Source organism: Sphingomonas sp. IBVSS2, from assembly GCF_002127225.1.
Lineage (GTDB): Bacteria > Pseudomonadota > Alphaproteobacteria > Sphingomonadales > Sphingomonadaceae > Sphingomonas.
On the sequence record NZ_NFUR01000001.1, the window covers coordinates 471,573 to 483,707 of the forward strand.

The 12,135-nt window shown below is 69.6% G+C and carries 10 protein-coding genes and 1 tRNA gene; 6 read left to right on the forward strand and 5 right to left on the reverse strand.

Going from position 1 to position 12,135, the window contains the following annotated elements; all coding sequences use genetic code 11:
- Positions 1 to 4: 4 nt before the first annotated feature.
- Positions 5 to 2,980 carry a hypothetical protein gene (locus CAP40_RS20325; RefSeq protein ID WP_086127708.1) on the reverse strand — a complete coding sequence of 992 codons (2,976 nt, stop codon included), beginning with the start codon at positions 2,978 to 2,980 and terminating at the stop codon, positions 5 to 7.
- A 164-nt stretch (positions 2,981 to 3,144) separates the two neighbouring features.
- A tRNA-Leu gene (locus CAP40_RS02185) sits at positions 3,145 to 3,231 on the reverse strand.
- 129 nt (positions 3,232 to 3,360) lie between these two features.
- Here CAP40_RS02185 and CAP40_RS02190 point away from each other — a divergent pair.
- Entirely contained in the window at positions 3,361 to 4,713 is a 1,353-nt protein-coding gene (locus tag CAP40_RS02190) for an MATE family efflux transporter (RefSeq protein WP_086127709.1), read from the forward strand.
- Here CAP40_RS02190 and CAP40_RS02195 read toward each other — a convergent pair.
- Positions 4,694 to 5,443: an MJ0042-type zinc finger domain-containing protein gene (locus tag CAP40_RS02195; protein ID WP_086127710.1), complete on the reverse strand. Its 750-nt coding sequence runs from the start codon at positions 5,441 to 5,443 to the stop codon at positions 4,694 to 4,696. The two genes, CAP40_RS02190 and CAP40_RS02195, sit on opposite strands and share 20 nt — an antisense overlap.
- 157 nt (positions 5,444 to 5,600) lie before the next feature.
- Here CAP40_RS02195 and ftsE point away from each other — a divergent pair, with 157 nt between their 5' ends.
- Genes ftsE through CAP40_RS02215 form a run of 4 tightly spaced genes read left to right on the forward strand, consistent with a single transcriptional unit; the run spans position 5,601 to position 8,393 of the window.
- Positions 5,601 to 6,302, forward strand: a complete 702-nt coding sequence (gene ftsE, locus CAP40_RS02200; protein WP_086128406.1) for a cell division ATP-binding protein FtsE — start codon at positions 5,601 to 5,603, stop codon at positions 6,300 to 6,302.
- The gene (locus tag CAP40_RS02205; RefSeq protein WP_086127711.1) at positions 6,299 to 7,183 is read left to right on the forward strand and encodes an ABC transporter permease; all 885 of its coding nucleotides are present in this window, start codon (positions 6,299 to 6,301) and stop codon (positions 7,181 to 7,183) included. The genes ftsE and CAP40_RS02205 overlap by 4 nt, the downstream gene beginning before the upstream one ends.
- Complete coding sequence (locus CAP40_RS02210; protein WP_086127712.1) at positions 7,180 to 7,710, forward strand: YdcF family protein; 531 nt, start codon at positions 7,180 to 7,182, stop codon at positions 7,708 to 7,710. The genes CAP40_RS02205 and CAP40_RS02210 overlap by 4 nt, the downstream gene beginning before the upstream one ends.
- The gene (locus CAP40_RS02215; protein ID WP_086127713.1) at positions 7,710 to 8,393 is read left to right on the forward strand and encodes a 1-acyl-sn-glycerol-3-phosphate acyltransferase; all 684 of its coding nucleotides are present in this window, start codon (positions 7,710 to 7,712) and stop codon (positions 8,391 to 8,393) included. The genes CAP40_RS02210 and CAP40_RS02215 overlap by 1 nt, the downstream gene beginning before the upstream one ends.
- A 50-nt stretch (positions 8,394 to 8,443) precedes the next feature.
- Here the strand turns inward: CAP40_RS02215 and CAP40_RS02220 are convergent, their stop codons facing one another.
- Positions 8,444 to 9,385, reverse strand: coding sequence for a prephenate/arogenate dehydrogenase family protein (locus CAP40_RS02220; RefSeq protein WP_086127714.1), 942 nt, complete (start codon positions 9,383 to 9,385; stop codon positions 8,444 to 8,446).
- Entirely contained in the window at positions 9,385 to 10,482 is a 1,098-nt protein-coding gene (hisC, locus tag CAP40_RS02225) for a histidinol-phosphate transaminase (protein ID WP_086127715.1), read from the reverse strand. Before hisC ends, CAP40_RS02220 begins: the two co-directional genes overlap by 1 nt.
- 84 nt (positions 10,483 to 10,566) lie before the next feature.
- Here hisC and CAP40_RS02230 point away from each other — a divergent pair, with 84 nt between their 5' ends.
- Positions 10,567 to 12,126, forward strand: a complete 1,560-nt coding sequence (locus CAP40_RS02230) for an NAD(P)/FAD-dependent oxidoreductase (protein ID WP_086127716.1) — start codon at positions 10,567 to 10,569, stop codon at positions 12,124 to 12,126.
- Positions 12,127 to 12,135: the final 9 nt, after the last annotated feature.

Here is a 12,135-nt window from a genome sequence, read left to right on the forward strand (position 1 = left end):
CCGATCAGAAGAACTGCTTGCGGAAGGTGAGCTTGATCGTGCGGCCGATCGGATCGCGCAGATTGGGCGCATAGGCCGAAGGCGTCACGCCGTTCTGGTCGGTCACCCGCTGCCGGGCATCGAACAGGTTGTCGACCCGGAACTGCACCCGCGAGCCGCGGAACCAGGGGTGCTTGAGCAGGAAGTCGATATCCTGGCCCGGATTGAACTCGGCCAGCAGGTTCAGCTTGGCTAGGCTGCCGAAGTTGAGCTCGGTGGCGCTGCCCGGAATCGCCGCGGTGCCGCTGGTGGTGCGGGTGCCGCTCTGCCAGTTGCCGTTGAGCTGGAGCAGCAGCGCGTCGCGCTTGATGCCGGCGGTGAAATCCACCCGGTGCGCCGCGATCGACTGCGAGCCCTCGCCGTCCAGCCGGTCGATCACGGGCAGGCCCGGCCGGATCTGGATCTCGTCCTTGAGCACCCAGGTGTGATAGGCGCTGAGCAGGATGCGGTTGCCGCCGCCCCCGCCGCCAAAACCGCCGCGGCCACCGCCGCCACCGCCGCCGGGCCCACCGAAGCGGCGCGGGCCGCCATCGCCGCCCGGGCCGCCGCCGGGGCCCTGGCCCGGCCCGTCGGTCTGCACGCGTCCCTGGCCCTGGTCCGGCTGCGGTCCCTGGCCCTGCTGCCCCTCGGGGCGCGGACCGCGGAACTGCTGGCTCAGCGTGCCGCCGAACAGGCTCGATTGCTGGCCGAGGCGGCGGAACTGGTCGAACATCGCCGTCATCTCGGCCGGCATGGGCTGGCCGGTGCGGCGCGATTCCTCGCGCGCCTTCATGAACGCCTCGCGGCGCTCGCGCATGCGCTTCTGCTGGGGCGAGGCGATGGGAATGAACAGGTTGAAGCCCCAGCGCAGTTCGGAATGCGCGGTCCGGTCATAGTTCACCGGGCGCGTATCGAGGCTGAGCAGCCGTCCGCTGCCGTCCCGCACGAAACGATCGGGGAAGGCGGCCTCGAGTTCCTCCGAAGCGCCCGGGAAATTCTGGATCGCGTTGCGGAAGCGCACATTGGTGTAGTTCACCACGATGCCGAGATTGGTCTCGGTGAACGGCCGGATGTTGAGGCCGAGGCGGAATACGTGCCGGCTGTCGGCGCCGAGCTGCGGGTTGCCGCCGGTGATCTGGGTGATGTTGACGCTCTCGCCGCGCACGAAATCATAGATGGGCACGTTGGGCGTGGTGACCACGGGATTGCCGAGCTGGCCCGGCGTCGGCGCGTTGCTGTCGTTGATGAAGCTGACGATCGCCTGGACCTGGGTGATGGGCGACCAGTTGAAGCCATAGCCGGTGGTGGTCAGCCGGCCGAAGTCCGAGAGCTGCTCGATCTCGAAATTGGCATTGACCGAGAAGTCGCCGATCGCGTCGAGCACCGCCCGGCGGCGGCTGGTGATCGGGATGGTGATGTTGCCGCGCACCGCGCCGATGTCGCGCGAGATGTCGCTGGCGCTGGACTGGCCCGCGCGGAAGGACTTGCCCGAAAGATCGTTGGTGCGGCCCGCCACGCGGATGCTGGTGGTCACGTCGCCCGCGGGCAGCTTGAACAGCGGGCCGTTGGTGAGGAACTCGACATTGCCGACCTTGGTGGTCGATTCCGTCCAGTCGTCCGGCCGGCTCCCGACCAGGCCATAGGGGATCGCCGCGAACGGATTGAAACCGGCGTCATTGGCATTGAGCAGCGCCTGCATCGCGACGGGATCGACGCCGCGCGTCGTCGTGGTGTCGCTACCGGTCTGCTGGTAATTGGCGTTGACCGACCAGCGCCAGCTGTTGATCCAGGGCGAACTGTCGCCGTTGATCGTCACTTCGCCGCGCAGCGACTGGCTGCCGCTCGAGCGGGTGAGCGGATTGAGATTGTCGTAGTAGCGCCGCAGCTCGACATTCTGGCCGAAGGGCGAGAACGGGTTGCCGGCAGGCAGGAGCAAGGTCGCACTCGGCAGGCCCAGCCAGGATTCGCTCTCGTTGACGTCCAGATTGACGGTGGCGGTGGCACTCACCTTGGGCGAGAGCGCGCGGTTGTAGATGCCGCTGATCGTCAGGTTCTTCGCCGGCCCCACCAGCGTGCGATAGGGCGTGAGATCGGTGACGTTGGGATCATTGGCATTGGCGGCATAGGCGGCGAGCGATTGCAGGCTGCCGGCCGCCCCCGCCGGCACGCCGGCGATCGTCACCGGCATGCCGGCGAGCGCGCTCAGCGCGGGATCGATCTCCGCGCCGCCGATGCCGGTGATGTTGCCGCGCGTATCGAACAGCGAATTTCCGACGCGGCTGACCCCGCGCTCGCTCTCTAGGATCGCGGAATTCTGATTATATTTGACGTCCAGCGTCACCCGCCCGTCGCGGTTGAGCTTCAGGATGTTGAGGTTGGCGCTCTCGGTCGCATTGCCGCCGGCGGTGGGCATCTGCCCTTCCAGCACGGTGGTGAGCGCGCGGAAGCGGTTGCGCAGCACGACGTTGATCACCTTCTGCGTGGCGCCATAGCCATATTGCAGCGCGACTTCCTCGGGCAGGATGTCGATCCGCTCGATCGCCTCGGTCGGCAGGTCGCGGACTTCGTTCATGCTCGAGCGGCGGCCGCTGATCAGGATCACCGGCTGCTCGTCGCCGCGCCCCGAGCTGCTGCCGAGCTGCGCCTGCAGCGCCGTGATCAGTTCCGAGACGTTCGAGGCGCCATAGGCGCGGATATCGGCCGGATTGAGCTGGACCTCGGGCTTGACGTCGGTCTTGACCGCGCCGGGCAGCACGCCGTTGACGACGATCGTGCCCTCGTCGCCCAGCTCGTCCGAGCCTTGCTCCTGCGCGGCGGCCGGCTGCGAGGGGTGTTGCCGTGCGGGGCGATCCTGGGCCGGCGAAGGCGCGGGCTGCTGCTGCGCCTGGGCCCATGCCCCACCGGGCATCGCACCGACGAGCAGACCGGCAACCGCGCAACCCAGCTTCAACGTCGAACGCATCAATCCCCCACCCTCGTCGAAAACCCCGCGGCGCACCTGACACCGCTTGCATGAATGGGGCGTGGCTAATCGCCACTTGTCGCAGAAGTTTGCCCGGTCCTGGAAAAAATCGCGGCACCGCGGGGAGGGCTGCGCCCGGCTCCGCCGGGCGCTGCATCTTTCACTGGTGCGGTCGAGAAGACTCGAACTTCCACGGCCTTTCGGCCACAACGACCTCAACGTTGCGCGTCTACCAGTTCCGCCACGACCGCACGTGAAACTCCGCCGGATGAATACCGACGGCTGGTAAGGCAGCGGCCCCTAGCAATGCGTTTCGGACAATGCAAGCCATTGCCGTACGCTTTTCCAAACGGCGCGAAATCCGCTAGGCGCGCCCTCCCATGCGCCTGTCCCCCGCCCTTTCCGCCGAGATGCGCCGAATCCTGTCGCTTGCATGGCCGGTGGCGCTGACCAGCCTGAACTGGACGATCCTGCACGTCACCGACGTGATCGTCGTCGGCTTCACCGGCACCGAGGAAGTGGCCGCGCTGGGGGCGAGCCGCGCGCTCACCTTCCCGGGCATCGTGATGGGGCTGGGTGCGCTTTCGGGCGTGCTCGTCCATGTCTCGCGGGCCGATGGCGCGAAGGACCTGCCCGGCACCGGCCGCGCGTTCCACCAGGGGCTGTTGCTCGCCACCGTGCTGGGCATGATCAGCGCGCTGACGCTCTTCGCCCTTGCCGAACCGATGCTGCGCGGCATCGGCGTGGCGGGCGAGATCGCGCCGATGGCAGGGGACGTGGTGCGGGTGATGGCGCTCGCCTATCCCTTCCAGCTGCTGATCGTCACCGCGAGCTTCTTCCTGGAAGGGGTGAGCCGGCCGCAGCGCGTGACGGTCGTCAACCTTGCGATCCTGCCGGTCAACGCATTGCTCGCCTGGGCCCTGTCCGCCGGCCATCTCGGCTTGCCCGCCATGGGCGCCGTCGGCGCGGCGCTGGCCACCACCATCGCCTCGGCGCTGGGCGCGGCGGGGATGATCGGCGCGGCCTGGACCCTGCCCCGGGCAAGGCAGCGCGGCGTGCACGATCTGGCCGGCATCTTCAGCCGCGCTTCGCTGAAGGGCGCGCTGGGGCTGGCGCTGTTCGGCCTGGTCCCCGCCATCGCCTCGGGCCTGGAGCTGGTCGGCTTCTCGATCCTGATCGCCCTCTCGACCGAGCTGGGGGAAGTCACCACCCACGCCTTCCAGATCGTCTTCTCGATCCACAACGTGACCTTCTCGGTGGCGCTGGGGCTCGGATCGGCGGCGGGCGTGCGCGCGGGCAATGCGGTGGGCGAAGGCGTCCCCCGGGAAGCGGCGCGCCGCGCCGCCATCGCCGCCGCGCTGGCGGCGCTGGCGACGGGCCTGCTCGCGGCCTTGCTGATCCTGATACCGCATCCCTTCGTCGCGCTGTTCCCCGCGATACCCCAGGTGCACGGCCTGGCGCTCGCCATGCTGCCCGTCTGGGCCCCCTTCATCCTGTTCGACGGGATCCAGGTGGTATGCGTCTATGCGCTGCGCTCGCTGGGCGACCAGGTGGTGGCCGGCATCAACTCGGTGATCGCCTTCTTCCTCGTCACCGGCGGGGCGGGGCTGGCCTTTGTCCACCTCGCAGGCTGGGGCGCAACCGGCCTCGTCCTCGCTTCGGGATTCGGGATGGTCGTCGCCGCCGCGCTCCATGGCGCGCGGCTCTGGTGGGTCAGCCGCCGATTTCGGTAGCGAAGCTCAGCCGCGCCGTGCTTGCGTTGCGCGGCGGGTCGAGCTGGGCCGAATTGAAGTCGATCGTCTGCTTGGGGCCGATCTCGCGGACCTGCGGCGTCACCCGCCAGCTATAGACCAGCTGGTTCTGCTTGTCCCGGAGCTCGATGCGGATGTCGGGCACGCGCTGCTTGTCCGCGGTGGGATTGGCGACCTTGCCCGAGATCATGAACAATTCGCTGCCATTGGTCTGGGTACGCAGCTCGGCATTCTTGTCGGCGAAGACCAGCGGCGTCTCGACTTCGCGGCCCATGCCGAGGCCCAGCCCCATCTGTGCCGCCAGCCCGGGCGCGCCCGAATAGAGGATCGCCCCGGTGCCGAGCAGCATCGAGAAGCCGGCCACGAACGCGGCCGCGGTCCAGCGCCGGGCGGGGTTGCGCCGCGGCTTGAACGGCGGCTGGGGCGCGAAGGGATCATAGTCCGGCGCCGGCCCGCCGGCCGCGGCGGTGATCGAGGCATCGTCGAACACCCGCGGCGCCGGCGCTTCACGCCTCGGCGGCTCGGCCACGCGATCGGAGGCCTGGGTGACCGGGCCGTCGGCAGCCGTGGCCCGCGTCGTCAGGTCGAGCGCGGCCGGCGCCTGGAACCAGCTATGCTTGCAGCTCGCGCAGCGCACGGTGCGGCCATCGGCGCCGATGGCGCTGTCGGGCACCAGGTAGCGAGTACGGCACTGGCTGCATTCGAGGATCATTACGCGCGGCTCACAAGACGGGCCCCGTCGCCCGATTGTCACGATTCTAGACCCATCGATTCGCGCCCACAAGAGTCCCGTGCCCGAGTATCCCCAGCTTCTTGTGAGCCGCCAGCGGCTGTGCGATGGCAGGGGCGAGGGAAGCGCCGGGAGCCAGATGGCCAGCATCGTCCAATTCGAGAATGTCGGCCTGCGCTATGGTTCGGGCGACGAGACTCTCTCGGACGTCAGCTTCACGCTGAACACGGGCGCCTTCTATTTCCTCACTGGCCCCTCCGGCGCGGGCAAGACCTCGCTGCTCAAGCTCCTCTATCTGGCCCAGCGGCCGAGCCGCGGCACGGTGCGCCTGTTCGGCGAGGATGCCGGCGCCCTGCCCCGCGCGCGCCTGCCCGGCTTTCGCCGGCGGATCGGCGTGGTGTTCCAGGACTTCCGCCTCGTTCCCCATCTTTCCGCCTATGACAATATCGCGCTCCCCCTGCGGGTGGCGGGCGTGTCGGAAGGCGATATCGAGGCGCCGGTGCGCGAGATGCTCGCCTGGGTGGGGCTGACCGATCGCGGCCGGGCCCGGCCGCCGACGCTCTCCGGCGGCGAGCAGCAGCGCATCGCCATCGCCCGCGCGGTGATCGGCCGCCCCGAACTGCTGGTCGCCGACGAGCCGACCGGCAATGTCGATCCCGACATGGCCGAGCGGCTGCTGCACTTGTTCGACAGCCTCAATCGCCTGGGCACCACCGTCGTGGTCGCCACGCACGACTTCCACCTGCTCAACCGCATTCCCAACGCGCACATGATGCGGCTCGAAAAGGGCCGGCTCAACGATCCGACCGGCGCCTTGCGCAATCCGCCGGGGCGCGCATGAAGCTGAGCCTCAACCCCAATGCGCCCGACCGCCGCCTGCTCGACGAGAGCCGGCGCACGCGCGCCATGACCTGGATCATGGCGATCATGCTGTTCCTCACCGTGCTCGCCGGCGCGCTGGGGCTGGGCATGTTCGCCGCCACCGCGCAGCTCGATCGCCAGCTGGCGGGGCGGCTGACCATCCAGATCGTCGAACCCGATGCCGCGACGCGCGACGGCGAGGCGGCGGCGATCCGCGCGGCGGTGGCGAGGATCCCCGGCGTGGCGCGCGCCGCCGAAGTCGATCGCCAGCGGCTGGCCGAGCTGCTCAAGCCCTGGCTGGGCGACACCGGGCTCGATCCCGACCTGCCGATGCCGGCGATGATCGACGTCGAAGTGCATGGCAGCAGCCTGGCCATGGTCGAGCGCACCGCCCGCGCCATCGCCCCGGGCGCCCGGATCGACCGGCATGCGCAATGGCTCTCGCCGGTGCGCAGCTTCATGACCACGATGAGCTGGCTCGCGGTGGGGCTGATGCTGCTGATCGCCACCGCCACCGCTGCCGTGGTGCTGCTCGCCGCGCGTTCGGGGCTGGACACGCACCGCGACACCATCGATGTGCTGCACATGCTCGGCTCCACCGATGTCCAGATTGCCCGCCTGTTCCAGCGGCGGATCGCGTTCGACACGCTGTTCGGCGGCCTGCTCGGCTCCGCGGCGGCGCTGGGGCTCGTCTGGTTCCTCCAGTCGCGCATGGCGCTGGTGGGCTCGGAGATGCTGAGCGGCGTGGCGCTGCAGCAGCGCGACTGGTTCCTGCTCCTGCTGCTGCCGCTGGGCTTCGCACTGCTCGCCACCTTCGCGGCGCGGAGCACCGTGCTGCGTGCGCTGGGCCGCACGCTGTGATCCTGCGCCTCATCGCCCTGGTGGTGATCGCCTGGCTGCTCGGCTTCGCGGCGTTCATGCTCTCGCTCGGCCACCCGCTGGAGAACCGCAAGACCGACGCGATCGTGGTGCTGACCGGCGGATCGAAGCGAATCGACCGCGGGCTTGAGGTGCTGCGCGCGGGCGATGCCCAGCGGATGCTGGTCAGCGGCGTCGATCCCGATGTGCGCCCCGGCGAGTTCGCCGCGGAATACAAGATCGACCGGAAGCTGATGCGCTGCTGCGTGGACCTGGGCTGGCAGGCGGTCGACACCCGCTCCAACGCGGAGGAAACCGCGGAATGGGTGAAGGAGCACCGGTACAGGACGGTGCGGCTGGTGACGTCCGACTGGCACATGCCGCGCGCCCGGCTCGAGCTGGCCCACGCCCTGCGGGGCGTCGAGGTGATCGGCGATCCGGTGCGCAGCCAGCCGGGCTTCGCGATGCTGTTCCGCGAATATCACAAATATCTCGTGCGGCGGATCGCGCTGCTGCTGGGCGGCAGCTGATGAACCTGCTCCGCACGCTCGCCTTCTCGATCTTCTTCTACGGCCTCTCGGTGCCGATGGTGCTGCTCGTGCCCTTCGTCGCGCTGCTGGGCGGCGACGCGCTGCGCAGCTATGCGATGGGCTGGGTGGCGCTGATGCGCTGGTCGGCGCGCTGGATCCTGGGGATCCGGGTGAAGATCGAGGGCGAGATTCCCAAGGGCCCGGTGCTGTTCGCGGGCAAGCACGAATCGCTGTTCGAGGCCTTGGAGCTGAGCCGGCTGCTGGGCTCGCCCGCCACGGTGATGAAGCGCGAGCTGGCGCGGATCCCGCTCTGGGGCTGGGCGGCGCGGCGCTACGGCGTCATCATCGTCAACCGCACCGCCAATGCCTCGGCGCTCCGCGCGATGATGAAGGATGCGCAGGCCGCATTGAAGCAGGGCCGGTCGGTGATGATCTTCCCCGAAGGAACGCGCGTGAAGCCGGGCGAGAAGCCGGAGCTCCGTTCGGGCTTTGCCGGGCTGTATCGGATGCTCGACCTGCCCGTGGTGCCGATCGCAGTGAAGAGCGGCCATGTCTGGCCCAAGCACGGCATCAAGAGACCGGGCGTCGTCACCTTCCGGTTCGAGCCGATGATCCCGCCCGGCCTGCCGCGCGCAGAGGCCGAGGCGCGGGTGCATGCCGGGATCAACGCACTGAACGGGTGAATCGCGGGCCGGTGCCGGTCGCGAAGCGTCGGCGTCGTTCCCGCCGGCAGCTAGTCGTGCGTGCGGCCGAAATCGGGCGCCGCGTCGTCCTGGCCCTGCTCGATGATCGAGCGGCGGATCGCGCGGGTCCGGCTGAACAGTTCGAACAGCTCGTCGCCCTTGCCCCAGCGGATCGCGCGCTGGAGCGCGGTCAGGTCCTCGGAAAAGCGCTGGAGCATGTCGAGCACCGCTTCCTTGTTCGCCAGGAACACGTCGCGCCACATCGTCGGGTCCGAGGCGGCGATGCGCGTGAAGTCGCGGAAGCCGCCGGCCGAATATTTGATGACCTCGGACTGGGTGACTTCCTCCATGTCCGACGCGGTGCCGACGATCGTATAGGCGATCAGGTGGGGCAGGTGGCTGGTCACCGCCAGCACGCGATCGTGATGATCGGGCGCCATCGTCTCGACCTCGGCGCCCAGCCGCTTCCAGAATTCGCGCACCCGCTCCACGGCCGGCACGTCGGTGCCCTCCGCCGGCGTGACGATGCACCAGCGGCCATGGAACAGCGAGGCGAAGCCGGCCTCGGGGCCGCTATTCTCGGTGCCCGCCACCGGATGCGCGGGAACGAAGGTCGCATCCGGCAGCGCGGCACGCACCGCCTCGACCACGCTTTCCTTGCACGAGCCGACATCGCTGACGATCGCATCGGCGGGCAGGTCTGCGGCGATGCCCGCCGCCGCCGCGCCCATCGCGCCGACGGGGACGCAGAGGATGACGAGATCGGCGTCGATCACCGAGGTGCCGGCGGTGTCGGCGACGTCGTCGCACAGCGCGATGCGCACCGCGGTCCCGCGCACCGCCGGATCGGCGTCGAAGCCGGTCACGCGCACGCTCGGCATGTGCTGCTTCACCGCCCGCGCGATCGAAGAGCCGATCAGGCCCAGGCCGATGATCGTCACCCGGGCAAAGGGCGGCTGCTGCCGCCCGTCTTCCGCAGGCGCGGGCAGCATCAGTCCTCGCCCGCCAGGCTGCGAAGCGCCGCGATCACGCCGCGCGTCTCGTCCTCGGTGCCGATGGTGATGCGCAGGCCGTGCGGCAGCCCCTGTCCGGGCAGCCAGCGGACGATATAGCCGGCGTCCATCAGCCCCTTGTAGGCTGCCTCGGCGGTGAGATGGCCCTCGAACAGCACGAGGACGAAATTCGCCTGGCTCGGCACGGCGCGCAGGCCCTTGTTGCCCAGCTTGGCGATCTCGTCCGCGAACCAGCGGCGCCACTGCGCATTGTGCGCCTTGGTGTGGGCGACGAAATCGGCATCGCCCAGCGCCGCGACCGCCGCCGCGGTGCCGGCGATGGTGATAGAGAAGGGCAGGCGGATACGGTGCATCGCCTCGATGATCGGGGCCGAGGCATAGCCCCAGCCGATCCGTTCGGCGGCGAGGCCGTACATCTTGGAGAAGGTGCGTGTCACCAGCACGTTGGGCGCGGTGCGGGCCAGCTCCATGCCGCCATCGTCGTCGTCGCCTTCGATATATTCGGCATAGGCATGGTCGAGCACGAGCAGCACATGGCCGGGCAGGCCGGCATGGAGGCGCAGGATCTCGCTGCGCGGCGCATAAGTGCCGGTCGGGTTGTTGGGGTTGGCGACGAAGACGATCCTCGTGCGCTCGGTCACCGAGGCGAGGATGGCGTCGACATCGGTCGCATAGTCCCTGTCCGGCGCCACCACCGGCGTCGCGCCGACGCGGCGGGTGGCGATCGGATACACGGTGAAGCCGTAATGGACGTAGATGATCTCGTCGCCCGGGCCGGCAAAGGCGCCCGCAGCGAGATGCAGCACTTCGTCCGAACCATTGCCATAGATGATCCGCGCGGGATCGAGGCCGTATTTCGCCGCGATCGTCTCGCGCAGCTCGACGGCGCTGGCATCGGGATAGCGCTCGAGGCTGGTCGCGGCGGTCAGGAACGCCGCGCGCGCCTTGGGCGAGGTGCCGAGCGGGTTCTCGTTGGACGAGAGCTTCGAGACCTTGCGGCCGTCGTCGGTGGTGGAGCGCCCCGGCACATAGGGGGCGATTTCCATGATCCAGGGCTTGGGAACAGGTGCGGTCATGGTCGCGCGGCTTGGCGGAATGGTTACCGGATGGCAAGGGTCAGGCTCTAGGGCTTCATGGTTAAAGGGAGCCGGGGAGGGGCAATGCGGGGGAACGGCATCGTCTGGCGCGCGCTGGAAGCGGCGCGGCGACGCAATCTGGAAGCGGCCGGCGAGGCGATGCCGGTCAGGGGCGCGAGCGGCGCGACACGGCGCGCGGTGCTGCGGGCGATGGCCGCGACCGGTATGGCGGGCGCCTTCCCTCGCCCCGCCGCGGCGCGCGCGCCCGGGCGGGTGGCGATCGTCGGCGGCGGCATCGCGGGCCTCAGCGCGCTCCATCATCTGCGCAAGGCCGGCATGGATGCCTTTCTGTACGAAGGCCGTGGCCGCACCGGCGGGCGCATGTACACGCACAGATCGGGCGACTGGACGTTCGAGGCGGGCGGCCAGCTGGTCAACACCGACCATTATGACATGCACGCGCTGCTCGCGCGCTTCGGCGTGGCGCTGCGCGATCGCAAGCACGAGCCGCACGACACGCTGATCCTCGCGAACGGCCGGCTGGTGAGCGACGCGGAGCTGGCCGCGGCGCTGCGTCCGATCGCCGCGCAGATCGGGAAGGACGCCGACCGGCTGGACGCGGACCATGCCCGCGTCGCGCCCCGCCTCGATCGCCTGTCGATCCACGACTATCTCGAACGGCACGCCGCGCGGATCCGCGAGCCCTGGGTCCGCCAGCTGCTCGAGGCGACCAGCCGCACCGAATATGGCGTCGAGCCCAATCGCGCCTCGGCGATCGAGCTGATCTTCAACCTGCCGACGGTGGACGGCCGGCGCGCCGAAGTGCTGGGCGGCGCCGACGAGCGCTATGTGATCGAGGGCGGCAGCTCGGCGCTGATCGAGGCGATGAGCGCGTTCCATGCCGATCGGATCGCCACCGGCAAGCGCCTGCACCGCGTCGAGCCGGGGCTGAAGCTCCATTTCCTCGACGGCTCGACCGCGGATGCCGACACGCTGATCGTCGCGGTGCCCGGGCCGCTCACCCGCCAGATCGATTTCCGCGTACCGCTTCCCGCCGCCTGGCGCGCGTTCATCGGCGAGATGGAGCTGGGCTTCAACGAGAAGGTCCAGTCGGGCACCAATGCCATGCCGTGGCGCCGGCCGATGGGGGTGGGCGGCGAGCTGTGGCAGACCGATCCGCGGGCCGGCTGGGCATTGGGCTGGGACGGCAGCGTGCATCGCAAGGACGGGCTCTCGCCGGTCTGGACCTGGTTCCTGGGCGGCGACGAAGTGCTGCGCGCGCAGAGCGAGGCGCCGTCCGCGCTCGCCGCCCGCTTCGCCGCCAGCGCCGCGGCCGCGATCCCCGGGCTGGTCGAGGCCGCCACCGGCCCCTTCACCCGCACCAACTGGCACGCCCAGCCACTCACGCTCGGCGCCTATTGCAACTATGCCCCCGGCCAGCTCACCCGCTTCTCGAAGCTGCTGTACGTCGAGGGTGAAGGCGGGGGCGGGGGCGGCGACCAGGTGCCCCATGCGGGACGGATCTGGTTCGCGGGCGAGCATCTCTCCGATGCCTTTCCGGGCTATATGAACGGCGCCGCGCAGACCGGGCGGATGGCCGCCGCCGCCGTGCTGGGCACGCGGATCGATGCCAAGGCCGCTTGAACCGAGACG